Origin of the sequence: Mesorhizobium sp. B2-3-15, from assembly GCF_006442875.1 — a bacterium.
Lineage (GTDB): Bacteria > Pseudomonadota > Alphaproteobacteria > Rhizobiales > Rhizobiaceae > Mesorhizobium > Mesorhizobium australicum.
This window is the reverse complement of record NZ_VFVO01000007.1, coordinates 291,795-312,805: the sequence shown is the minus strand read 5'-3', so window position 1 is coordinate 312,805 and position 21,011 is coordinate 291,795. Positions and strand designations below refer to the sequence as shown.

At 62.2% G+C, this 21,011-nt stretch carries 27 protein-coding genes; 16 read left to right on the top strand and 11 right to left on the bottom strand.

Going from position 1 to position 21,011, the window contains the following annotated elements; all coding sequences use genetic code 11:
- Positions 1–39 precede the first annotated feature (39 nt).
- Complete coding sequence (locus FJ954_RS16860) at positions 40–1,332, top strand: acyltransferase (protein WP_140662033.1); 1,293 nt, start codon at positions 40–42, stop codon at positions 1,330–1,332.
- Here FJ954_RS16860 and FJ954_RS16855 read toward each other — a convergent pair.
- Positions 1,239–2,012, bottom strand: coding sequence for an HpcH/HpaI aldolase/citrate lyase family protein (locus FJ954_RS16855; RefSeq protein ID WP_140662032.1), 774 nt, complete (start codon positions 2,010–2,012; stop codon positions 1,239–1,241). The two genes, FJ954_RS16860 and FJ954_RS16855, sit on opposite strands and share 94 nt — an antisense overlap.
- A 110-nt stretch (positions 2,013–2,122) precedes the next feature.
- Positions 2,123–2,443, bottom strand: coding sequence for a DUF1476 domain-containing protein (locus FJ954_RS16850; RefSeq protein ID WP_015318134.1), 321 nt, complete (start codon positions 2,441–2,443; stop codon positions 2,123–2,125).
- Positions 2,444–2,717: 274 nt separating this feature from the next.
- Between FJ954_RS16850 and purC the strand changes: the two genes are divergently transcribed.
- The 7 genes from purC (at position 2,718) to FJ954_RS16815 (ending at position 6,520) form a co-directional block, all read left to right on the top strand.
- Positions 2,718–3,512 carry a phosphoribosylaminoimidazolesuccinocarboxamide synthase gene (gene purC / locus FJ954_RS16845; RefSeq protein WP_013532127.1) on the top strand — a complete coding sequence of 265 codons (795 nt, stop codon included), beginning with the start codon at positions 2,718–2,720 and terminating at the stop codon, positions 3,510–3,512.
- Positions 3,513–3,554: 42 nt separating this feature from the next.
- The gene (gene purS, locus FJ954_RS16840; RefSeq protein WP_015318135.1) at positions 3,555–3,797 is read left to right on the top strand and encodes a phosphoribosylformylglycinamidine synthase subunit PurS; all 243 of its coding nucleotides are present in this window, start codon (positions 3,555–3,557) and stop codon (positions 3,795–3,797) included.
- A gap of 32 nt (positions 3,798–3,829) precedes the next feature.
- Positions 3,830–4,072, top strand: a complete 243-nt coding sequence (locus FJ954_RS16835) for a hypothetical protein (RefSeq protein WP_140662031.1) — start codon at positions 3,830–3,832, stop codon at positions 4,070–4,072.
- Positions 4,069–4,737 carry a phosphoribosylformylglycinamidine synthase subunit PurQ gene (gene purQ, locus FJ954_RS16830; protein ID WP_015318137.1) on the top strand — a complete coding sequence of 223 codons (669 nt, stop codon included), beginning with the start codon at positions 4,069–4,071 and terminating at the stop codon, positions 4,735–4,737. Before FJ954_RS16835 ends, purQ begins: the two co-directional genes overlap by 4 nt.
- 64 nt (positions 4,738–4,801) lie before the next feature.
- The gene (locus FJ954_RS16825; protein ID WP_140662030.1) at positions 4,802–5,467 is read left to right on the top strand and encodes a glutathione S-transferase family protein; all 666 of its coding nucleotides are present in this window, start codon (positions 4,802–4,804) and stop codon (positions 5,465–5,467) included.
- A complete protein-coding gene (locus FJ954_RS16820) occupies positions 5,464–5,871 on the top strand; it encodes a hypothetical protein (RefSeq protein ID WP_140662029.1) in 408 nt (135 codons plus the stop codon). The genes FJ954_RS16825 and FJ954_RS16820 overlap by 4 nt, the downstream gene beginning before the upstream one ends.
- A gap of 7 nt (positions 5,872–5,878) precedes the next feature.
- Complete coding sequence (locus FJ954_RS16815) at positions 5,879–6,520, top strand: Pr6Pr family membrane protein (protein WP_140662028.1); 642 nt, start codon at positions 5,879–5,881, stop codon at positions 6,518–6,520.
- Positions 6,521–6,528: 8 nt separating this feature from the next.
- Here the strand turns inward: FJ954_RS16815 and FJ954_RS16810 are convergent, their stop codons facing one another.
- Positions 6,529–6,780: a DUF1127 domain-containing protein gene (locus tag FJ954_RS16810; RefSeq protein WP_041163466.1), complete on the bottom strand. Its 252-nt coding sequence runs from the start codon at positions 6,778–6,780 to the stop codon at positions 6,529–6,531.
- A gap of 93 nt (positions 6,781–6,873) precedes the next feature.
- Between FJ954_RS16810 and FJ954_RS16805 the strand changes: the two genes are divergently transcribed.
- A complete protein-coding gene (locus FJ954_RS16805; RefSeq protein WP_140662027.1) occupies positions 6,874–8,283 on the top strand; it encodes a PLP-dependent aminotransferase family protein in 1,410 nt (469 codons plus the stop codon).
- Positions 8,284–8,358: 75 nt separating this feature from the next.
- On the opposite strand, the gene FJ954_RS31585 is transcribed toward FJ954_RS16805, so the two are convergent.
- Complete coding sequence (locus FJ954_RS31585; RefSeq protein ID WP_181177830.1) at positions 8,359–8,523, bottom strand: hypothetical protein; 165 nt, start codon at positions 8,521–8,523, stop codon at positions 8,359–8,361.
- Between the two features lie 247 nt (positions 8,524–8,770).
- Between FJ954_RS31585 and purL the strand changes: the two genes are divergently transcribed.
- The 5 genes from purL to FJ954_RS16780 all read left to right on the top strand — a co-directional run bounded on the left by purL (position 8,771) and on the right by FJ954_RS16780 (position 13,874).
- Positions 8,771–11,002, top strand: coding sequence for a phosphoribosylformylglycinamidine synthase subunit PurL (gene purL, locus FJ954_RS16800; RefSeq protein WP_140662026.1), 2,232 nt, complete (start codon positions 8,771–8,773; stop codon positions 11,000–11,002).
- 7 nt (positions 11,003–11,009) lie between these two features.
- Complete coding sequence (locus FJ954_RS16795) at positions 11,010–11,597, top strand: hypothetical protein (protein WP_246681076.1); 588 nt, start codon at positions 11,010–11,012, stop codon at positions 11,595–11,597.
- A 123-nt stretch (positions 11,598–11,720) separates the two neighbouring features.
- Positions 11,721–11,954 carry a BolA family transcriptional regulator gene (locus FJ954_RS16790; RefSeq protein ID WP_015318146.1) on the top strand — a complete coding sequence of 78 codons (234 nt, stop codon included), beginning with the start codon at positions 11,721–11,723 and terminating at the stop codon, positions 11,952–11,954.
- Between the two features lie 150 nt (positions 11,955–12,104).
- Positions 12,105–12,440 (top strand): Grx4 family monothiol glutaredoxin, encoded by a 336-nt coding sequence (gene grxD / locus FJ954_RS16785; RefSeq protein ID WP_013895877.1) that lies wholly within the window; start codon positions 12,105–12,107, stop codon positions 12,438–12,440.
- A gap of 210 nt (positions 12,441–12,650) precedes the next feature.
- Positions 12,651–13,874 carry a multidrug effflux MFS transporter gene (locus FJ954_RS16780; RefSeq protein WP_181173934.1) on the top strand — a complete coding sequence of 408 codons (1,224 nt, stop codon included), beginning with the start codon at positions 12,651–12,653 and terminating at the stop codon, positions 13,872–13,874.
- 19 nt (positions 13,875–13,893) lie between these two features.
- Here FJ954_RS16780 and FJ954_RS32025 read toward each other — a convergent pair whose 3' ends face one another.
- The 4 genes from FJ954_RS32025 to rpsD all read right to left on the bottom strand — a co-directional run bounded on the left by FJ954_RS32025 (position 13,894) and on the right by rpsD (position 16,832).
- Positions 13,894–14,127 carry a hypothetical protein gene (locus tag FJ954_RS32025; RefSeq protein ID WP_224582991.1) on the bottom strand — a complete coding sequence of 78 codons (234 nt, stop codon included), beginning with the start codon at positions 14,125–14,127 and terminating at the stop codon, positions 13,894–13,896.
- Between the two features lie 231 nt (positions 14,128–14,358).
- On the bottom strand, positions 14,359–15,186 hold the full coding sequence (locus FJ954_RS16770; protein ID WP_140662025.1) for an inositol monophosphatase family protein: 828 nt from the start codon (positions 15,184–15,186) through the stop codon (positions 14,359–14,361).
- Complete coding sequence (gene ttcA, locus FJ954_RS16765) at positions 15,176–16,063, bottom strand: tRNA 2-thiocytidine(32) synthetase TtcA (protein WP_140662024.1); 888 nt, start codon at positions 16,061–16,063, stop codon at positions 15,176–15,178. The genes FJ954_RS16770 and ttcA overlap by 11 nt, the downstream gene beginning before the upstream one ends.
- Positions 16,064–16,214: 151 nt before the next feature.
- A complete protein-coding gene (gene rpsD, locus FJ954_RS16760) occupies positions 16,215–16,832 on the bottom strand; it encodes a 30S ribosomal protein S4 (RefSeq protein WP_015318151.1) in 618 nt (205 codons plus the stop codon).
- Between the two features lie 373 nt (positions 16,833–17,205).
- On the opposite strand from rpsD, the gene FJ954_RS16755 reads away from it, so the two are divergent.
- Positions 17,206–17,400: a hypothetical protein gene (locus FJ954_RS16755; protein WP_041163853.1), complete on the top strand. Its 195-nt coding sequence runs from the start codon at positions 17,206–17,208 to the stop codon at positions 17,398–17,400.
- Between the two features lie 85 nt (positions 17,401–17,485).
- Here FJ954_RS16755 and FJ954_RS16750 read toward each other — a convergent pair whose 3' ends face one another.
- Positions 17,486–17,668 (bottom strand): DUF3008 family protein, encoded by a 183-nt coding sequence (locus tag FJ954_RS16750; RefSeq protein ID WP_015318153.1) that lies wholly within the window; start codon positions 17,666–17,668, stop codon positions 17,486–17,488.
- A 159-nt stretch (positions 17,669–17,827) separates the two neighbouring features.
- Here FJ954_RS16750 and FJ954_RS16745 point away from each other — a divergent pair, with 159 nt between their 5' ends.
- Positions 17,828–19,210 (top strand): RNB domain-containing ribonuclease, encoded by a 1,383-nt coding sequence (locus tag FJ954_RS16745; RefSeq protein WP_015318154.1) that lies wholly within the window; start codon positions 17,828–17,830, stop codon positions 19,208–19,210.
- On the opposite strand, the gene murI is transcribed toward FJ954_RS16745, so the two are convergent.
- Positions 19,160–20,023 (bottom strand): glutamate racemase, encoded by an 864-nt coding sequence (gene murI / locus FJ954_RS16740; RefSeq protein ID WP_140617000.1) that lies wholly within the window; start codon positions 20,021–20,023, stop codon positions 19,160–19,162. The genes FJ954_RS16745 and murI overlap by 51 nt on opposite strands.
- Entirely contained in the window at positions 20,016–20,933 is a 918-nt protein-coding gene (locus FJ954_RS16735) for an RNA methyltransferase (protein WP_140617001.1), read from the bottom strand. The genes murI and FJ954_RS16735 overlap by 8 nt, the downstream gene beginning before the upstream one ends.
- Between the last annotated feature and the right edge of the window lie 78 nt (positions 20,934–21,011).

Sequence of the window (21,011 nt, the reverse complement as noted above, 5' to 3'; positions counted from 1 at the left end):
GGGCTGCCAATTCTTCGCCCTTGAAACAAAGGTCAATGCTTGCGCAAGGACGCTTCACTCGAATTCTTGAGAGGTGCCGCAGCGCTTATCGTTCTCAATTGGCATATCTTGTGTGCTTTTGCGCCGTCCGCGGCGGGCGAAGAGGCGGCTGCGCAATCGCTCAAGACAAGTCTGGCTTTCCTCGCTTTCAATGGCGGCTCTGCCGTCTACTTGTTTTTCGTCCTCTCTTCCTATGTGCTTGTGAAGCGTTATTTCCAGTCCCGCGACGCACAAGACCTTCGGCTGGGTGCGATCAAACGTTTGCCTCGTCTGGCTGGACCCGTGCTTGTTGTGGTTCTATCGTCCTGTGTCATCTTCAAGCTCGATCTGTATTTCTTCGAGGATGCAGCGGCGGTCGCTCAATCTGAGTGGCTCGGCAGATTCGGCAATGCTTCAAAGGTACTGTCGCGGGAGACAGCGAGTTTCTCCGACGCATTCCTGCAAGGAGCGTGGCGGACATTCATTTACGGCGACAAATATTACGACAGCAGCCTGTGGACCATGACGATCGAGTTCTGGGGCAGCATGCTGACCTTCGCCCTCGCCCCGATCGTCTTTTTCTTCCAAGGCCGCTGGGCGCTATTGTCCTGGCTTTGCATAGCAACAGGCGTATTCTTGGCGGTGCAAGTCAGCTTCTTTTTTTGTGCCTTTCCGGCCAGCCTCCTACTCTATCCGCTTCTCGCCATGGGATTTCGCCCGAATCGATGGGTGAGAGGGGCCATGGCGATTATTTCGCTGGTGCTGCTGGGTTATGCAGGAGATGCTGTGGGAATATACCGGCCCTTCGCCGTGCTCGATATTGCAGCTTCCGATATCGGATTGCGGCAAGCTTGCGTGGCCATCCCGGCAAGCATCATGCTGGTTTACGCCGTGCTGAGCATGGATGACCCACCGTCATGGCTCTCCGGCAAGGCCGCACGTTTCCTGGGCGACCTGTCTTTCCCGCTCTACCTCGTGCATGTACCCGTTATCTGCTCGTTGGGATCATGGGCGCTGTTGGCAAGCGACTCCGCCGCACTCGGCGCTGCCGCCGCGATATCTGGGTCGATCCTCGCGGCATTGCCGCTGATGGCTTTCAACAACTGGTGGGTCCAGGCGCTCGGCGCTTTGTTCGACAGGATCAGACGCGGCGGATCGGCCGCCACGGCGCTCGCGGTGCAAAGGCCTGAGCAACACGCTGGCGACAGCAGTCCGCTGGTTCAGGATCCGATCGAGTCCCGCATGTCCTTGAGCAAGGTCCTTGCTCCCAATGAAATCAGCGCGTGCTCGGAACCCGTGGCGAGCAGGCGATAGCCCATCGACATGACGCGGCCGGCGATAGCCGGTTCAACGACATAGATCGCCGCATGCTTGCCGGCCTTGCGGGTGCGCTCGGCAACCGAAGCCACCGTCTCCATCATGCTTTCCAGCGTCGAATTGACCGTGGTGCCGTTGGTCCAGGCGATCGAGAAGTCGGACGGCCCGAGGAAAATGCCGTCGATGCCCGGCGTGTCGAGGATACCGTCAAGCGCATCGAGCGCGGCGCGCGTCTCGACCATGGCAAAAGCCATGGTGCGCTGATTGGCGTCGCGCAGCCATTCGGCATAGTCGCCCTTGCCATGGCGGGGAAAGGCATAGGTCGGACCCCACGAGCGCTCGCCGAGCGGGGGATACTTCATGGCCGCGGCGAACAGCTTTGCATCGGCCACCGAGTTGACCATCGGCGCAATGACTGCTTCGGCGCCAAAATCGAGAGCACGGCTGGCCATGTCGAAACGGCCAACGGGAATGCGCACCAGCGCCGGCTTGCCCAGGGCCAGCACGGGTGCCAGGCCGCGCAGGACGCTGTCCTCGTGATGGCCGCCATGCTGCATGTCGAGTGTCACGGCATCGAAGTCCTGCCTGGCGAGGATCTCCACGGTCAAGGCGTCCGGCACGCCCGACCAGGCGGTTACCAGCGTTTCATCTGCGGCAAGACGGGACTTCAGGGACATCTAATCTCTTTCCTCGTTAACGTCGGCAGTTTCAGCCGGAAACCGCCGCAAAGGCAAAGAAAAACCGCCCGGATCGGCAGGGCGGTCGATTGGGCCAGAAAGCGGCCGGATCAGGTGTTCTTGATCTGCTCGATCGCCTGCGCCATCATTTCGTCCATGGTGCGGCGGATCTGGTGATCGGACTGCTCGACGCCGGCGGCATCGAAATCCTTGCGGATCTTGCGGAACACGTCGTGGTCGCCGGCTTCCTCGATGTCGGAAACAACGACTTCCTTGGCGTAGGCGTCGGCATCGGCGCCGGATTTTCCGAGCTTTTCGGCTGCCCACAGACCAAGCGCCTTGTTGCGCCGCGCCGAAGCCTTGAACCGAAGCTCCTCGTCGAATGCGAATTTGCGCTCGAAGCCCTCTTCGCGGTCTTTCATGCTGCTCATGGCGTCCCTCCGGTCAAATCCGATTCGTTGGCAATGGATATGTGTGTTGCCGAAGCACAAACCAAAAGGTCGCGGGCCGGTCAATATGCTTCGTCATATGCTGCGCTGCGGCATTTCAGTCCCGAAAGCGGTTGATTGAAAGGATTTGCCGATTGAGCAAACGGTGTGATTGGGATAGACCCGGCATTGAACGTCACCGTCGCCGCATTAATTCAGGCGGACGGACAGGAAGTGGTCGCTTGCCGCCTGTCCGCAAATCCAGAGAAAAATTCAAATGAAAAATCGCCGCCGCATTTATGAAGGCAAGGCCAAGATCCTCTATGAGGGACCCGAGCCGGGCACGCTGATCCAGTTCTTCAAGGACGACGCAACCGCGTTCAACAAGAAGAAGCACGAGGTCATCGACGGCAAGGGTGTACTTAACAACCGCATTTCCGAATACATCTTCAATCATTTGAACCGCATGGGCATCCCGACCCACTTCATCCGCCGGCTCAACATGCGCGAGCAGCTGATCAAGGAAGTCGAGATCATCCCGCTCGAGGTGGTGGTGCGCAATGTCGCCGCCGGTTCGCTGTCCAAGCGCCTCGGCATCGAGGAAGGCACCGTCCTGCCGCGCTCGATCATCGAATTCTATTACAAGGCCGACGCGCTCGACGATCCGATGGTTTCGGAAGAGCACATCACGGCGTTCGGCTGGGCAAGCCCGCAGGAGATCGACGACGTCATGGCGCTGGCCATCCGCGTCAACGATTTCCTCTCCGGCCTGTTCATGGGGGTCGGCATCCAGCTCGTCGACTTCAAGATCGAGTGCGGTCGCCTGTTCGAGGGCGACATGATGCGCATCGTCGTGGCCGACGAGATTTCGCCGGATTCCTGCCGCCTGTGGGACGTGGCGACGCAGGACAAGCTCGATAAGGACCGTTTCCGCCGCGACATGGGCGGCCTCGTCGAGGCCTATCAGGAAGTCGCCCGCCGCCTCGGCATCATGAACGAGAACGAGCCGCCGCGTCCTACCGGTCCGGTGCTTGTCGCCTCGACCGATGGCCTCAAAGGCAAGCCGCACTGACACCGGCTTGCGCCCAACGTTCAGAACAGGAGCATGTCCAGCGTGATCAAGGCCCGCATTACCGTCACCCTCAAGAATGGTGTGCTCGACCCGCAAGGCAAGGCGATCGAACACGCGCTGTCGGGGCTGGGCTTCGATGGCGTCGGCCAAGTGCGGCAGGGCAAGGTGTTCGACGTCGAGCTTTCGGAAAGCGACAAGGGCAAGGCCGAGGCCGATCTCAAGGCCATGTGCGACAAGCTGCTGGCGAACACTGTAATTGAGAATTATAGTGTGACGCTTACCTGAAGTTGTGCCGGAGGAACTGATGGCCGAGAGCGATGGAAGCTTTGATATTTGAAGGCCTCAAGTCCATTCAATCACGGTTGGACAGGATGGATTTGACGCTCGGAGAGGTAAAATCCGAGCTTGGCTCCATCCGCGGTCATCTGATAGCCACCGAGAGTGACGTGAAGAACATCTATGGCGTGCTCGCTCGCCGGGATGATTGGCTAGAACATATCGAGCGCCGTCTCGACCCGCGCGAACTTGCCGAAGCACAAAGGCCTTACGAACCAAAATGAAATCAGCCGTCGTCCTTCTCCCTGGCCTCAACCGCGACCGCGACATGATCGCGGCGCTGACCAAGATTTCCGGACAGGCGCCGGCAACCGTCTGGCAGACCGACACCGAAATTCCCGATGTCGACCTGATCGCCATCCCAGGCGGTTTTTCCTTTGGCGACTATCTGCGCTGCGGCGCGATCGCGGCACGCATGCCGGTCATGCGGGCGGTCGCCGAAAAGGCGGCCAAGGGCGTCATGGTCATCGGCGTTTGCAACGGTTTCCAAATTCTCGTCGAGGCCGGTCTGCTGCCAGGTGCGCTGATGCGCAACACCTCGCTGAAATTCGTCTGCCGGCAGGTCAAGCTCGAGATCGCCAACGCCAACACCATGTTCACGCGTCGCTACCAGCCGGGCCAGATCATCCGCTCGCCGGTGGCGCATCACGACGGGAATTACTTTGCCGACGCCGACACACTTGCCCGTCTCGAGGGCGAAGGCCAGGTGGTGTTCCGCTATGCCGAAGGCACCAACCCGAACGGCTCGATCAACGACATTGCCGGCATCGTCAACGAACAAGGCAATGTGCTCGGCCTGATGCCGCATCCCGAGAATCTGATAGAAGCAGCGCATGGCGGCAATGACGGCAGAGCGCTGTTCGAAGGCGCCTTGGGCATTGCCGCTTGAAGTTTGCAACCGCAACCTTAAGAATTGCGGCAATTCAAGATCATAGCGTGAGGGAGAGACGGTCATGAAACTCTATTCGCGGCCGTTGTCGCCCTACTCTTCGATCGTGCGGGCGCTGTCCTATATCAAGGACGTGCCGATCAAGATCATCGCGCCTCCGCCCGGTTTTCCGATCCCCGAGGCGTTTCGCGCCATCTCGCCGATGAACCGGATTCCGGTTCTGATCACCGGCTCGGGCGAAACGATCGTCGAATCGGTGGTGATCGCCGAATATCTCGAGGAACGGTTTCCCGAACCGGCTCTGTTGCCGCCCGATTCGAAGGACCGCGCGCTGGTGCGCATGTTTGCCCGCATCGTCGATCTCGACGTACTCACACCGACGATGAAGCTTTTCGAACTGCATTTCGTGCCGAAGCGCGACATTGCCGAGATCGACGCCCAATTCGCCCGTCTGCACCATGGGCTGGCCGCCATCGAGGCACGCATGGCGCAAGGCCCCTTCGCGCTCGGCAGCGACATCAGTTTCGCCGATGCCTGGCTGACGCCGACGCGGTTCATCTTCAACAATTTCCGCGCCATGACCGGCCGCCACGACCTGCTCGACGCCTATCCCAGATTCGATGCCTATGAGCAGATCGCTTCGCAGCATCCGGCATTGTCCAGGGTGTGGGGCGAGATGACCGACGGCCTGAAGATCTCTCTGTCCGAACTCGAAATGGGTGCCGCTTGATCAAGAACAGGACGATCGCCCTGATCGCCGTGTCAGGCTTTGCCTTGGCATCTTGCCAATCGAGCCCCAAGAGCACGCCCGTGCCGTCGGGCAAGAGCGCCGCGCTGCTCTCCATGGAACAGGTGGCGATATCGGCCCACAAATGCTGGATCGCCAGCAAGGATCCGGCCTTCAGGCAGTATCAGATGGCCAATGAACTGAACTCGTTCAGCGGCACCCCGCGCTTCCTTCTGGTGCCGGCCAAGCACTATGGCGGCAAACCGTTGCTGGTCGTGCAGGCACAGGGCAATTCAAGCCGTGTCGACGTCTTCGGACCGTTGATGAAGGACCCGCTCGGCGCACGCATCAGCTCCGATGTCGCGCGCTGGCAGGCGGGCAATCCGGCCTGCGCGGCCACGGCCTGAGCCAGCCATGGGCCGGTTCCTGCAGATCGCGGGATTGGTTGTTGGCCTGATAGTGCTCGCTTTGCAGTTCTCGATCACCATTCCGGCTTCGATGGTAGCGGGCCGCGGCCTGCTCGGCTCGATCGTGTTCTATTTCAGCTTCTTCACCATCCTGACCAACATTGGCGCCGTGCTGGTCCACGCCTCGCTGTTGTCATCCGGCTTCTATGCGTGGCTGCCGGCCTTTGCCGGACCGCGGATGCGCGCGGGCGTCGCGGCTTCGATCACCCTGGTGTTCATCGTCTATGCCACGGTTCTGGCGCGGCTCTGGCAGCCGCAAGGCCTGTTCCTGCTCTGCGACATCCTGCTGCACTACGTGACGCCGGTGCTGTTCGTGCTGTGGTGGCTGATATCGGGCGCCGATGGCAGGACGCGATGGAGCGACATCTCCTGGTGGGTGCTCTATCCCATCGCCTATCTGGCCTATGCGCTGGCGCGCGCGCCGCTGGCGGGCGAAGTGCCCTATCCCTTCCTCGATGTCGCCAGGAACGGCGTTGAGAGCGTCGCCGTGGCCGCGCTCGCCATAACCACACTTTTCCTGGTGATATGCGTCGTCGCCGTTTTCGTCGACCACGCTATCGGGCGCCTCGGGAGCAAAGGCGCCCGGTAGACGGGCCGCTATTCCCAGAGCGGCTTAATGCCTTCGCGGTGAGCGTCGCAGCGTGAGATGCCGATGTCCTTGAGTTGATCGTCGGTCATCTCCAGCAGCGCCAGTCGGCCGCGCCGGCGCTCCAGCAGGCGGTCGATCCATTTCGCCAGCGAACTGACCACATGCACAATTCGGCCGGCGAAGCCGCGCTGCCCGGACGGGCGAGCAGGCTGACCGAGCAATTGGGTTTCCGAGTGGCGGAATGTTCCGATTGTATTCATTTTCTTTCTGCCAAATGTCAATTGCACCCTCGGTTGGGTGCATTGCCGGTATGTATTGACTCCCAAAACGGTGCAATATAGAAAATTGTCACCATGACAAATTGGATTCCAGATCTCACCGGTTCAGGCCCGCTGTATCAGCGTCTCGCGGATTCCATCGAGGCGGATATCGATCGAGGAGTGATCGGCGCGGGGGCAAAACTGCCGCCACAGCGCGACCTTGCCTACGACATCGGCGCCACGGTCGGCACCGTCGGGCGGGCCTATCAGTTGCTGCGCGAGCGCGGTCTCGTCAGCGGCGAAGTCGGACGCGGGACCTATGTGCTTAGCCAGAACATCGGAGTTACGAAGCCGGAGGCGCCCGACACCAGCGTGGAAGGCACGCGCTATGTCGATGCCCCCAAGGGCAAGTTGCGGTTCGACAGCACGGCAGCCCCTGATATCGGCCAAGGCGCCGTTGTAGCCGACGTCCTGTCGCGCACCGCTCAGGACCATCCGCATGAGATTTCAAGTTACACGCGCGACTTCCCGGATCGCTGGTACGAAGCCGGCGCCCGTTGGCTGTCCCGGAATGCCTTCCGGCCAACGATCGATACAATCGTGCCTACCCTCGGTACCCACGCCGCGGTGATGGCCGCGATCGCGGCCCTGACCACGCCCGGCGACTATGTCGCCTTCGAGCACCTCACCTACTCGCAGATTTCCCGCAGCGCCGGCCTGATCGGCCGGCGCACCGCGCTGGTTGCATCGGACGATGAAGGCCTCGATCCGGCGGATTTCGAACGCGTCTGCGCGCAAAAGCACCCCAAGATGATCTTCCTGATACCGACGGCGCAGAATCCGACCTTGGTGACCTTGTCGTCGGCGCGACGCGAGGCGATCGCGCGTATCGCCCGTGATTACAACGTCATCCTGATCGAGGATGACCTCTACGGCCATTTGACCGACGACCCGACACCGCTGCTTGCCGAATTCGCGCCCGAGCGCACCATCATCGCCGGCGGCCTGTCGAAGTCGGTCGCCGCCGGACTGCGCGGCGGCTGGCTCTCCTGCCCGCCCGCCTATCGCCATCGCATCCGGGTCGCCCACAAGATGATGACGGGCGGCATGCCATTCCTGCTGGCGGAGGTGAATGCCCGGCTGGTGCTTTCCGGCCAGGCCAGCGAAATCCGCAAGCGCAGCATCGCGGAGATCAGCGCCCGCATGTCCATAGTGCGCGAAAGTTTGGCGGGCTTCTCATTCAGATCGCACGACAAGGTGCCGTTCGTCTGGCTCACCCTGCCCGATCCCTGGCTTTCCGGCACGTTCAAGAATGCCTGCCTGGAGCATGGCGTGCTGATCGACGATGAGGATGAATTCAAGGCGGGGCGCTCGGAGCGGGTTTTCCATGGGGTGCGCTTCGGTGTCTCGCAGCCGAGCGGGCGCGAGGATGTTGCCGGCGGCGTCGCGGTGATCAGGCGGCTGCTGGACGAGGGCCGCGCGGGCTACGACAGTTTTTCCTGAACCGTTCGCGGCCACCCGCCCTGCTGCCTCGAGACGTCGACTTGCGACACTGGACTTGTCAGAACCAGACCCGGATCAACCTTCGGCCTTGAAGTTCTTGGCTTCCTTCTCGGCCTTTTGCTTGCCGTGCTTCTCAGCCAATTCCTTGGCCTGCCGCGGCGAAACGTCGGTGGTCTCCGCGATATGGAGAGCTTCCTTGTCCGAGAGGCGATTGTCGTTCTTGCCTTGCTTGGTAGCCATGATTCTGTCTCCTCGGTGATAGGGACCTAACGACCGGGGCATCGGAGCGTTCCCCATTTTGGTTTTGCGGGGACTTGAAAGCTGAGTGGACGCCTTTCGCTGCTCACCAAAAGGCCTGGCCGCAACCATCATGGTCATCACCCCTGTAGCTTTCTGCCTTTTTCCTCAGCCGACGGGTGTATCGGCCGCAAGGCTTGCGATAAGAGGAGACTCAAAATCCCTGCTCCATGGACATAAATCGACGCCCATGACCACTTCCAATTCCGTCCCGATCACATCAGACCTCATCGCCTCGCATGGGCTGAAGCCCGATGAGTATCAGCGCATATTGGACCTGGTCGGTCGCGAGCCGAGCTTCACCGAACTCGGCATCTTCTCGGCGATGTGGAACGAGCACTGCTCCTACAAATCCTCGAAGAAATGGCTGCGCACCTTGCCGACCACCGGCCCGCAAGTCATCCAGGGCCCGGGCGAGAATGCCGGCGTGGTCGACATCGGTGACGGCGACTGCGTCGTCTTCAAGATGGAAAGCCACAACCATCCCTCCTTCATCGAGCCCTACCAGGGTGCGGCGACGGGCGTCGGCGGCATCTTGCGCGACGTCTTCACCATGGGCGCGCGGCCGATCGCGGCGATGAACGCGCTGCGCTTCGGCGCGCCCGACCATCCCAAGACCAGGCATCTGGTCGCGGGCGTGGTTTCCGGCGTCGGCGGCTACGGCAATGCCTTCGGCGTGCCGACGGTCGGCGGCGAGGTCAATTTCGACGCCCGCTACAACGGCAACATCCTGGTCAATGCCTTTGCCGCGGGCCTTGCCAAGACCGATGCCATCTTCCTGTCCGAGGCAAAGGGCGTCGGCCTACCGGTCGTCTACCTCGGTGCCAAGACCGGCCGCGACGGCGTCGGCGGCGCCACCATGGCCTCGGCCGAATTCGACGACAAGATCGACGAGAAGCGCCCGACCGTGCAGGTCGGCGATCCCTTCACCGAAAAATGCCTGCTGGAGGCCTCTCTCGAACTGATGGCTTCGGGCGCCGTGATCGCCATCCAGGACATGGGTGCTGCCGGCCTCACCTGTTCGGCGGTCGAAATGGGCGCCAAGGGCGACCTCGGCATCGAACTCGACCTCGACAAGGTGCCGGTGCGCGAGGAGCGCATGAGCGCCTACGAGATGATGCTGTCGGAAAGCCAGGAGCGCATGCTGATGGTGCTGCGCCCTGAAAAGGAGAAGGAGGCCGAGGCGATCTTTCACAAATGGGGCCTCGACTTCGCCATCGTCGGCAAGACCACCGACGATCTGCGCTTCCGCGTGCGGCACCAGGGGAACGAGGTCGCCAATCTGCCGATCAAGGATCTCGGTGACAAGGCTCCCGAATACGATCGCCCTTGGGTCGAGCCGAAGAAGCCGGCGCCGCTTGCCGCCAACGATATCCCGCAGGCCGACCTCGCCGATGCGCTGCTGAAGCTGCTTGGCGGACCGGACCTGTCTTCGCGCCGCTGGGTGTGGGAACAGTACGACACGCTGATCCAGGGCAATTCGCTGCAGCTTCCGGGCGGCGACGCCGGCGTGGTGCGGGTCGAGGGCCATCCAACCAAGGCGCTGGCCTTCTCCTCCGACGTGACGCCCCGCTATTGCGAAGCCGACCCCTACGAGGGCGGCAAGCAGGCGGTGGCCGAATGCTGGCGCAACCTGACCGCCACCGGCGCGCTGCCGCTCGCCGCTACCGACAATCTCAATTTCGGCAATCCCGAACGGCCAGAGATCATGGGCCAACTGGTCGGCGCGGTGAAAGGCATCGGCGACGCCTGCCGGGCGCTTGGTTTCCCGATCGTGTCGGGCAATGTCTCGCTCTACAACGAGACCAACGGCCAAGGCATCCTGCCGACACCGACCATCGGCGGCGTCGGCCTGATATCAGACTGGTCGAAGATGGCGCGGATCGGTTTCGCCGCGGAAGGCCAGATGATCCTGCTGGTCGGCGCACCGGCTTCCTGGGGAACGCATCTTGGCCAGTCCGTCTATTTCAGGGATATCCACGGCCGCAGCGACGGCCCGCCGCCGCCGGTCGACCTCGAACACGAGAAGCGTGTCGGCGACCATGTGCGCTCGTTGATCGCGTCCGGCGTCGTCACGGCGGCGCATGACGTCTCCGATGGCGGCATTGCGGTGGCGCTGGCCGAAATGGCGATGGCGTCGGGCATCGGCGCGACCGTTCCCGGGCTTGTCGGTACCGATCCGATCCCGGTCTGGTTCGGCGAAGACCAGGGCCGCTATCTCCTGACGCTGTCGATCGATCCGCATGGCGATGAATGGGACGCCATCCGCAAGCAGCAGGGCGATCTCGGTATTTTCGCGCCGTGGATCGGCTCGACCGGGGGCGCCGCGCTGAAGCTCGGCGATGCCAGGGCAATCCCGGTCAGCGACTTGACCGCCGCCCATGAAGGCTGGTTCCCGCGCTTCATGGATCACGCCAGTTGACCAGGGCATGATCCCGAAAGGTGGAAACCGGTTTTCTTGGACGAAGGGAAAACCGTTTTGTCCAGAGATCCTGCTCAATCATAAGAAACTGGCCGTCCGGGCGCTGCTTGCAGTCGTCTTCTGGCCGTCGCTGTTCTTCTTCTGGTGCCTCGGGCCGTTCGTCTTCTTCCTGCTCTCGACGACATCGAGCGAGGTTTGCCCCAGGCTGGAAACGCGCGGAGAATTCCTCGCCGCGGCCAACGGCACGCTTCCCATGCTTGTGCTGCAGAACCTCATCTATGCGGTTCCGATCGTCTGCGTGGTGCTCTGGAACCGGCTTCTGCCGGACCAGGCGCGGACAAGACACGTCGTCACCTGCATCAAGCTTTTCGCCGTCTCGGCCGTTTTGGGGCCCCTGTGGGAGTACGGCTCTTCACTTGTCTGCGATGGTTACGGCCAGCCGTTCTTCTCGCCTGCCTGGCGAATGACCAGCTATCTGCCGATCGCCAACATGGCGGTCAACCTCCCGCTCTACGTGCTGGTCTTCAGCCTTGGCCGCGCCTTCTCGATGCGCGAGGATGAGCCGGCGCACGGGCCGGGTGAACCCATCGCCTGAAACACCAACAGAACGGACACTGGACAGAACCGCTTCAATCCGGATCGGAAAGGCTTTAGGCTTGCCCGACTCTCATCACATAGGCCGCCGCGCCGCCGCCCTTCCGAAACAGGAATTTCCACAATGGCAATGGACGCCCACGACATCGAAAAACTGATCAAGGACGGCATACCGGATGCCCGTGTGACGATTCGCGACCTCGCCGGTGACGGCGACCACTACGCCGCTGAGGTCGTGGCCGAGAGCTTTCGCGGAAAAAGCCGGGTCCAGCAGCATCAGATGGTCTATGACGCGCTGAAGGGCAATATGGGCGGCGTGCTTCACGCGCTGGCGCTGCAGACCAGCGTTCCCGACTGAGGCATTCCACCCGACACGCTTGGCCCAAAGCCGCCCATTCTTTGCGCCATTCGGGTGATGGCATGGCTAAAGTCTTGTTTCGGGCAACCTATGGGTTTATTTGAGGGACATGTTTCGAGCCTGACTCCCACAGGCGTGAAAGGATATTCCATGAGCGGCATCAACGACTACATCGACAATGAAGTGAAGGGCAACGACGTCGTCCTTTTCATGAAGGGCACGCCCGGCTTCCCGCAATGCGGGTTTTCCGGCCAGGTCGTCCAGATCCTCGATTATATCGGCGCCGACTACAAAGGCGTGAACGTTCTGGACTCCGCCGAGCTGCGCCAGGGCATCAAGGACTATTCCAACTGGCCGACGATCCCGCAGCTCTACGTCAAGGGCGAATTCGTCGGCGGCTGCGATATCATCCGCGAAATGTTCCAGGCCGGCGAATTGCAGACCTTCCTGGTCGAGAAGGGCGTGAGCGTCAAAGGCGCCGCCTGACTTCCGTTTTGGGCGTGTCGGTATCGACATGCCCAAGCCACCGGGGCGGCCCCACCTCGGCAATTTTACAAGCCCGGATCCCGGGACCAAGACGAGCCAAATGCGCCGGCCCGCCGGCGCGTTTTCGTTTGAGAGATCGGACTTGCCGTGGACCAGCAGAAATCAGCGCCGCAAGGGGCAAGCACCGTGTCCCGGGCAAGCCAATTGCCGATTCCGCGCTGGGAGTTCATCGCGCTCTGCGCGGCACTGATGGCGCTCAATTCGCTGGCCATCGACATCATGCTGCCGGCGCTGCAGCAGATCGGTGCCTCGCTGGGGGTCGAGAACGAAAATCATCGGCAATATGTGGTCACCGCCTACATACTGGGTTTCGGCGGCGGCCAACTGTTCTTCGGGCCGATCTCGGACCGGTTCGGGCGCCGCTCGCCGCTCGTCGGCGGCCTGATCATCTATGTGGCGGCGGCCGCGGCGGCCGCCATCGCGCCGAGCTTCGAAACGCTCTTAATATGCCGCGCCGTGCAAGGTCTTGGCGCGGCTGCCACGCGCGTCATAGCGGTTTCGATCGTGCGTGATACATTCGACGGCCGGCGTATGGCCGAAGTCATGTCGCTGATCTTCATGGTGTTCATGGCAATACCGGTCGTGGCCCCAGGCATCGGTCAGTTCATCATGCTGTTCGCGACCTGGCATTGGATATTCGTCACCATGGCCGTCGGAGCTATGATCGTCTCGGCGTGGTCGCTGCTGCGCCTGCCCGAGACGCTGCATCCCGAATATCGCCGGCCACTGACGGTTTCATCCATCCTCGGCGGCTTCCGCATCGTGCTCACCAACCGCATCGCGCTCTGCTATGCCTTCGCCAGCACCTTCATCTTCGGCGCCATGTTCGGCTTCATCGCCTCGGCGCAGCAAATCTACGTCAACATCTTCGACGTCGGCGAGATGTTTCCCGTCATTTTCGCCGGTGTCGCGGGCGTACTCGCCTTCTCCAACTATCTGAACTCGCGCCTCGTCGGCCGCGTCGGCATGCGCCGCCTGTCGCAAAGCGCGCTGTTGCTGTTTCTGGTGATCAGCCTGGCTTGGCTGGTGGTTTCACTGGAAACGAAGATGCCGCTCTGGCTGTTCATCACCTTCTTTGCCAGTGCCATGCTGCCGTTTGGCTGTCTTGGAGCCAATTTCAATGCGTTGGCCATGGAGCCGCTTGGCCAGCTGGCCGGCACGGCGTCGTCCATCCTGGGTTTCATGCAGACTTTTCTCGGCGGCATTCTCGGCACGCTGATCGGTCAGGCTTTCAACGGCACGGTGACGCCGCTAGCCGCCGGTTTCTGCAGCGTCTCGGTGGCCGCGCTGCTGATGATCCTGTTTGCGGAACGCGGCAAGATGTTCCAGCCGCAGAACGCCCCCGTTTCAGGCCACGTCACCGACCTGCATTGATTGTCGTCTGCTGGTGGCGTCAGGATGCGCGTTCAAGCGCCGCCGTGAAGCGAGGAGAGAGCATCCGCCCCGCGATCGCTCCGCCCATGCCATTTGAAAAGGGCAATGGAAGAGCGTCGTCGAGCGCCTTGAGAATGGACGCCACGAAGGCTCGGCTGAGCCGCGGATCGACCCCCAGATCGGAATAGGTGGCGCGAGGCGTCCCGATCAGCGTCCCGTTGCGACGAAGCGAGAACTGGATGGTCAAGGACATGCCCGCGGTTCCGGGTGGCGGCTTCCAGCAGGCATAGATAGCGTCCGACATCTCCTTGATGGTGTCGATAGGATCGGGACTGTGACAGGGGCGTTCTTGCGCGATTGCCGCGTTCGCAAACGGCACCACGGCAAGAGCCGCCGCAAAAATTGCGAACCGAGGTTTCATCCGAGAGCCTCCGCCAAAACGCCCGACTCGATCATACAACGGTTCAAGCCACAGGAATTGGTCCTATTCCGCCCACAGCTCGCGGCGCAGTTCCTGCCAGCTGTCCTGGTCCGGCGCGACAAGCAGGCCGCCATCGACATGCGAAGGCAGATAGGCGCTGCCGTCGATCCGAGCGGCATGGCCGCCGGCCTCCTGATGGATCAGCACGCCGGGCAGATGATCCCAGGGCATCAGCTTGTTGTAGACGACAAAATGCGCATGCCCGCTCGCCAGCAGGCGATATTCGTGAGCAGCGCAGCGATAGGCGAACTGCGACAGTGCCTTGGTCTGGTTGCGCGCCAAGCGTGAGCGCTCCGGTTCGTCGAGATATTGCCAGGACACCGCGCCGGTCATCTGCGAGATCGGCACTGGCGCCGCCACACGCACTTTCTCCAGGCTGCCATGGGCATGCCTGATATGACTGCCGGCACCCCTGGCGGCGATGAGCCAGTCCTTGCCCACCGGATCATGGATGATGCCCGCGACCGTCTCCCCCCTGACCACGACCGCCAGCATGACGCCGAACAGCGGCACGCCGGACGCGAAATTGAAGGTGCCGTCCACCGGATCGACGGTGAACGCCAGTTCGGCATCGCCCAAGCCGTCGAGCAGCGCCGGATCTTCGGAGCAGGCCTCCTCGCCCACCACCATGGCAGAGGGATAGCGCTCGCGCAGCCTGGCGGCGATCAGCCGCTCGGCGTTGACATCGGCCTCCGTCACCAGGTCGGCGGCGGAAGTCTTCTGCCTGACGTCGCCCTCGCCCAGTCGGCGAAAGCGCGGCATGATTTCGGCTTGGGCTGCCTCGGCCAGAATGCCGGCCAGCCAGTCGATCGCGGTGTCGTCAAATGTCATCGGAAATGTCTTGCCTGATCGCGAGGGTTTCATTGAGGGCGGCGAAATCGAACAGCTTTCGGTCGAGCAAATGCGACGGCCTGGTGTTGGACAGAGCGCGAATCATGGTGTCCTTGCGGCCGGGCATGCGCTTTTCGATGTCCTCGAGCATCGCTTTCATGGCGTTGCGCTGCAGCCCTTCCTGGCTGCCGCAGAGATCGCAAGGGATGATCGGGAACCGCATCGCGGCAGCGAATTTCTCCAGATCGATTTCGGCACAGTAGCTCAGCGGCCGCAACACCATGACGTCGCCTTCGTCGTTGAGCAGTTTTGGCGGCATGGCGGCAAGCCGCCCGCCGTGGAACAGGTTCATGAAGAAGGTTTCGAGGATGTCCTCGCGATGATGGCCGAGGACCAGGGCCGAGCAGCCTTCCTCGCGCGCGATCCTGTAGAGATGGCCGCGCCGCAGCCGCGAGCAGAGTGAGCAATAGGTGCTGCCTTCGGGGAGCTTGTCGGTCACGACCGAATAGGTGTCCCGGTATTCGATACGGTGCGCTATGCCGTTGGTGTCGAGATAGTCGGGCAGGATATGTTTGGGGAAATTCGGCTGGCCCTGGTCGAGATTGCAGGCCAGCAACTCGACTGGCAGCATCCCGCGCCATTTGAGATCAAGCAACATGGCCAGCAGACCGTAGGAATCCTTGCCGCCCGATAGCGCGACCAGCCAGCGCTCGCCCGGCTTCACCATCGAAAAATCCTCGATCGCCTGGCGGGTCAGCCGCAGCAGTCGCTTGCGCAGCTTGTTGAACTCGACCGAGGACGGTACATCGGCGAACAGCGGGTGAGAGCCGCCTTCGGCGGCCGGTTCTAGTGTTTCGATGTCTGGCTGCATGTTCATGGCGCGACGGCCCCGGATGTGACTTCCGCCCGGCTTAGCGCATTGTCTGGAAAATCGAAATTGATTTTAGCGACACGCCGCAAAACGGGTGCCCGAAACAAAAAAGGCCGCCTCGAGGGCGGCCTTTCCGGTATCGCAAAAAAGCGTTCGCTTAGCGCGAGTAGAATTCGACGACCAGGTTCGGTTCCATCTGCACGGCGAACGGAACGTCCGCCAGGCCCGGGATGCGCGAGAAGGTCGCGGTCATCTTGTTGTGATCGGCTTCGATGTAGTCGGGCACGTCGCGCTCGGCGAGGCCAACCGATTCCAGGACGATCACCAGCTGCTTCGACTTTTCGCGCACTTCGACGACATCGCCCGGCTTGCAGCGATACGAGCCGATGTTGACGCGCTTGCCGTTGACGTTGACGTGGCCGTGGTTGACGAACTGACGGGCGGCGAAAATGGTCGGCACGAACTTGGAGCGGTAGACAACCGCGTCGAGACGCGATTCGAGCAGGCCGATCAGGTTCTCCGAGGTGTCGCCCTTGCGGCGATCGGCCTCTTCATAGACCTTGCGGAACTGCTTTTCCGACACGTCGCCGTAGTGGCCCTTCAGCTTCTGCTTGGCACGGAGCTGCAGGCCGAAGTCGGAAAGCTTGCCCTTGCGGCGCTGGCCATGCTGGCCGGGGCCGTATTCACGCTTGTTGACCGGGGACTTAGGGCGGCCCCAGATATTTTCGCCGAGACGGCGGTCGATCTTGTATTTCGCGGATTCGCGCTTGCTCATCGCATTCCCTTTCAAAGACAACACACCCGGCACCTCTTGGTCCGGGTGAAGGAAACGCGCCCTCCTCTGGCCTCCGTTTTCGAGACCTGACAGGGTTTTCCCACGCAACGCGGCGGAAAACCCACGGGACACGTCAGTTCAAACAAGATCGGAAACGATTGTCGTGACAGATCTTGCGTATACAAAACAAACACCGGACATCGCTGCCCGGCGTTGGCGGCTGGTTAAACCGAGATTTAACCGGTGTCAAGCTTGTGAGTGGCGCGGCGCAACGCAACCGTATAGCGTCCAAGGCGTTGATGCGATGCCGATGTGGCGGGAGGTTTGCGCCAGCGGCACCAGGAAGGGACTGGAGCTAGAGGAGCTTAATTGCATGAAGAAGTTTTTCCTTACCCTGGCAGGGGCCGCGGTGCTTGCCGGGTCGATGGCGGTGGCCCCTGAGCCGGCCATGGCGCGTCATTGGCACGGCCACAAGCAGGTCTGCCGCATCGTCGTGAAGAAGCGAGTGGTGTGGCGGCATGGCCATCGCAGGGTGATCGTCGAGAGAGTACGGCGCTGCCGCTGGTAAGACTGTTCAACGCCACAATTCCCGGGCCAGCGAACGTCGCTGGCCCTTTTTCATTCCAAGGTAGTCTGGCTCGAGCGCTCAATCCTTAGGATTTTTTCTCCGGCAATCCCTTGCGCTTCGTCTCGGCGAATTCCTCGAGCTGCTTTTCATTCATCGATTCATACATGCCCTTGGAGGCGCCCTTGAGTTCGCTTTTCTTGGTCTCGCCGCGTTTGGCGGAGAGTGCGGCGCCGGCGGCTTTCTGCTGGGCTTTCGAAGTGGCTGGCATGGCGGGTCTCCTTTGCTGTCAGGAGAAACGCCACGCTTCGGCGGCGGTTCCAGCGCCAGTGGCGCTGCTCCCCGTCCGCCTGGTGCCAACCCTTGGCCGCGCTCGGCGATTTTCGTCGGCAGCCTTCTCGTGTCCGGAACCCCAGTGTAGGACGGCTGAATGAAATCCCTGACCGATCCCTCACAGGTTCTCTCCGCGGGACTGGCGAAAATCCGCGCCGAATTCCACGTGCCGGACGGATTTCCGGCCGATGTGCTTGCCGCGGCGGAGGCGGCGGCCAAACGTGTGCCCAACCAGCATGCCGATCGAACTGAAATGCCGTTCGTCACGCTCGATCCGGCTGCTTCCACCGATCTCGATCAGGCGTTCTCGATCGAGGCGAGCGGTGGCGATCTTCTGCTGCATTACGCCATCGCCGACGTGGCCTGGTTCGTCGAGGACGGCGACGCGATCGATCGCGAAGCCTGGACGCGGGGCGAGACGCTTTACTTGCCGGACGGCAAGGCCGGGCTCTATCCGCCGGTAATTGCCGAGGGTGCGGCGAGCCTGTTGCCGGATGGACCCCGTCCAGCTGCTATCTTCACGGTTCGGGTTGCGCAGGACGGCGCGACGAAGTTGGACGGCGCGGAGCGGGCAATCATTCAAAGCCGCGCGAAGCTCGCCTATGACAGCGTGAAGGCCTCCGATGTCCCGGCCGGCTTCGCCGAAATGGCGCGGCGCATGGCGGCGAATGAGCGGCGCCGTGGGGCTTCCCGCGTCGACCCACCCGAGCAGGAGGTGGAAAGGCTTGCCGACGGCACATTCCGGCTTTCGTTCAGGCCGCTTCTGCAATCCGAGCAGGACAACGCCGCGCTTTCGCTGGCCGCCAACATGGCGATCGCCGATGCCATGCTTGCGCATCATACCGGCCTTTTTCGGGTGATGTCGGGGCCGGATGCCTTCAAGGTTCAAAGGCTGCGCAACGCGGCACAGGCTCTCGGACTGTCCTGGCCGGCCTCGACCAGCTTGCGGGACTATCAGCGAACCCTCGATCCGACCGATCCGCATCAGGCGGCGCTGATGCTGGAAATCCGCCATGCAAGCCCCGGCGCATCCTATCAACCGTATCAGGACGGCGTTGTCCCATGGCATGAGGCGATGGCCGCGACCTATGCCCATGCAACCGCCCCACTGAGGCGCCTTGCCGATCGTTATGTCGTGCGCTGCGCGCTGGCTATCGCCAACGGCCAGCCCGTGCCCCAGGCTGTTACCGACGCGTTTGCCAGGTTGCCGAAGGCGATGGGACGCGCGGATAGCCGCGCTTCGCAGATCAACCACGCGGCCATCGACCTTGCCGAGGCGGTAATGCTGGAGGGGCGCGAGGGCGAGACGTTCAAAGCCGTCGTCACCGACTTCGTCGACCATGGCGTGCGCATTCAGCTTGCCGACATGGCTGTCGTTGCCACCGTGAAGGCCTCGGGGCTCAGACAGGGTGATGGTCTGACGCTTAGGCTAGTCCTGGCCGATCCGGATCAACGCAGCATCGTCTTCGAACCTGTTTGAGTGGCGGGCGGCTTTGCCGCTGTCCAAGTGAACGGTCAGCCCGAACCCCTGCATCAGGCGGCTGACGGCGAAGTCCGCCTTGCCCGAGGTGAAGACCGCGATATCAGGCTCGGCTTGCGGCAGCGCCCCATTGATCGGCGGCAGCAGCGAAAGGGCGCGCCGTGCGATCGCCTCGGCCGGATCGATCCAGTCGACCGGCCAGGGAGCGGTCTTGCGCATGCGATTGACCAGAAAGGGATAGTGCGTGCAGGCCAGCACGACGATGTCGGTGCGCATGCCGTCGCGCTCGATGAAGCATGGCTCGATCTCGGCGCGCACGGCCTCTTCGTCGACGAAGCCCTGGCGCATATAGGCTTCGGACAGGCCAGCCAGCCTGTCGCTGCCGACCAGGCGGACATGGCATTTCTGCGCCCATTTGCTGATCAGGTCGCGCGTGTACTGGCGCTTCACCGTGCCCGGCGTCGCCAGCACCGAGACCAGCCCGGAGCGCGTGCGCTCGGCCGCCGGCTTAACCGCCGGCACCGTGCCGACGAAGGGATGGCCGGGAAATCTTTCGCGCAGCGCGTCGATCACCAGTGTCGAGGCGGTGTTGCAGGCGATAACCGAGATGGCCGGCGCGAAGCGGTCGAGCAGTTTGGCAAATAATCCTAGTATATGCTCCCTTAGGGCCGGCTCCTCCCAGGCGCCAAAAGGAAAAGCGGCATCGTCGGCGACATAGATAAAGCGCCGGTCGGGCATCAGGACGCGTGCCTCGCGCAACACGGTCAGACCGCCGACGCCGGAATCGAACATCAGGATCGGCTGGTCAGTCATTGTCGGTTCCCTTGCCGCCGAGCAGTGGCGTGTCCGTGTCGTCGCCGCTAGCGTCCGGCGCCCGACCAGTCGCCTCCGCCTTGCGGGCGCGCGCCGCCGCCGCGGGCAAACGCCTCGGGTCATCGCCAGGTGACCCATCGCCGCGCGGCATCGCCGGCGAGAACCGGTCAAGCGAAGAGATGATGCCGCGCAGCACCTTGAGCTCCGGCTCGGCAAAGCCTGCCCGCGTCAGCACGGCGCGGAGGTTGTCGACCATTTTCGGCTTCTTCGGCGCCGGCCTGAAATAGCCGCGCGCCTCGAGCGCGCCTTCGAGATAGGTGAACAGGCCGTGCAATTCTTCCTTGCTTGCAGGCTTCATCTCCGGCCCCGAAAAATTGGTCCTGGTCTCGTCCTCCAGGCCCGACTTCATCCACTCGTAGGACATCAGCAAGGCCGCCTGGGCGATGTTGAGCGAGGAGAAATCAGGATCGACCGGGAAAGTGACGATCTCGTCGGCGAGGCCAACCTCGTCATTGTAGAGGCCGAAGCGCTCGCGACCGAACAGGATACCGGTGCGTTGCCCCATTGCGTGACGGGCGCGCAGCATCCTGCCCGCCTCCACCGGTCCACGCACGGATTTGAAACCGTCGCGCTGCCTTGCGGTGGTGGCGAAGACGAAGTTCAGGTCGGCAAGTGCCGAGGCCAGATCGTCGAAAACCTTGACGGCATCGATGACGTGGTCGGCACGGCTGGCGGCGGCACGCGCCTTCTCGCTCGGCCAGCCATCGCGCGGATTGACCAGACGCAGTTCCGACAGTCCGAAATTGGCCATGGCGCGGGCGACCATGCCGATATTCTCGCCGAGCTGCGGCTCGACAAGGATGATCGCCGGGCCGGCTGCGGTGTTATCGGGATCTTTGGTAATGGGCATGATTGTCAATGAACTGCTGTTTGCGGCATTTCAGCGTCCCCTGCCATATTCGGCCGCGAAAATGAAGCATTCGCAAAT

Bases quoted from the DNA above. Each gene is read 5' to 3' on its own strand.
- FJ954_RS16855 (WP_140662032.1), bottom strand. From the start codon at position 2,012: ATGTCCCTGAAGTCCCGTCTTGCCGCAGATGAAACGCTGGTAACCGCC.
- FJ954_RS16850 (WP_015318134.1), bottom strand. From the start codon at position 2,443: ATGAGCAGCATGAAAGACCGCGAAGAGGGCTTCGAGCGCAAATTCGCA.
- purC (WP_013532127.1), top strand. From the start codon at position 2,718: ATGAAAAATCGCCGCCGCATTTATGAAGGCAAGGCCAAGATCCTCTAT.
- FJ954_RS16835 (WP_140662031.1), top strand. From the start codon at position 3,830: ATGGAAGCTTTGATATTTGAAGGCCTCAAGTCCATTCAATCACGGTTG.
- purQ (WP_015318137.1), top strand. From the start codon at position 4,069: ATGAAATCAGCCGTCGTCCTTCTCCCTGGCCTCAACCGCGACCGCGAC.
- FJ954_RS16825 (WP_140662030.1), top strand. From the start codon at position 4,802: ATGAAACTCTATTCGCGGCCGTTGTCGCCCTACTCTTCGATCGTGCGG.
- FJ954_RS16815 (WP_140662028.1), top strand. From the start codon at position 5,879: ATGGGCCGGTTCCTGCAGATCGCGGGATTGGTTGTTGGCCTGATAGTG.
- FJ954_RS16810 (WP_041163466.1), bottom strand. From the start codon at position 6,780: ATGAATACAATCGGAACATTCCGCCACTCGGAAACCCAATTGCTCGGT.
- FJ954_RS16805 (WP_140662027.1), top strand. From the start codon at position 6,874: ATGACAAATTGGATTCCAGATCTCACCGGTTCAGGCCCGCTGTATCAG.
- FJ954_RS31585 (WP_181177830.1), bottom strand. From the start codon at position 8,523: ATGGCTACCAAGCAAGGCAAGAACGACAATCGCCTCTCGGACAAGGAA.
- purL (WP_140662026.1), top strand. From the start codon at position 8,771: ATGACCACTTCCAATTCCGTCCCGATCACATCAGACCTCATCGCCTCG.
- FJ954_RS16795 (WP_246681076.1), top strand. From the start codon at position 11,010: ATGATCCCGAAAGGTGGAAACCGGTTTTCTTGGACGAAGGGAAAACCG.
- FJ954_RS16790 (WP_015318146.1), top strand. From the start codon at position 11,721: ATGGCAATGGACGCCCACGACATCGAAAAACTGATCAAGGACGGCATA.
- grxD (WP_013895877.1), top strand. From the start codon at position 12,105: ATGAGCGGCATCAACGACTACATCGACAATGAAGTGAAGGGCAACGAC.
- FJ954_RS32025 (WP_224582991.1), bottom strand. From the start codon at position 14,127: ATGTCCTTGACCATCCAGTTCTCGCTTCGTCGCAACGGGACGCTGATC.
- FJ954_RS16770 (WP_140662025.1), bottom strand. From the start codon at position 15,186: ATGACATTTGACGACACCGCGATCGACTGGCTGGCCGGCATTCTGGCC.
- ttcA (WP_140662024.1), bottom strand. From the start codon at position 16,063: ATGAACATGCAGCCAGACATCGAAACACTAGAACCGGCCGCCGAAGGC.
- rpsD (WP_015318151.1), bottom strand. From the start codon at position 16,832: ATGAGCAAGCGCGAATCCGCGAAATACAAGATCGACCGCCGTCTCGGC.
- FJ954_RS16755 (WP_041163853.1), top strand. From the start codon at position 17,206: ATGAAGAAGTTTTTCCTTACCCTGGCAGGGGCCGCGGTGCTTGCCGGG.
- FJ954_RS16750 (WP_015318153.1), bottom strand. From the start codon at position 17,668: ATGCCAGCCACTTCGAAAGCCCAGCAGAAAGCCGCCGGCGCCGCACTC.
- FJ954_RS16745 (WP_015318154.1), top strand. From the start codon at position 17,828: ATGAAATCCCTGACCGATCCCTCACAGGTTCTCTCCGCGGGACTGGCG.
- murI (WP_140617000.1), bottom strand. From the start codon at position 20,023: ATGACTGACCAGCCGATCCTGATGTTCGATTCCGGCGTCGGCGGTCTG.
- FJ954_RS16735 (WP_140617001.1), bottom strand. From the start codon at position 20,933: ATGCCCATTACCAAAGATCCCGATAACACCGCAGCCGGCCCGGCGATC.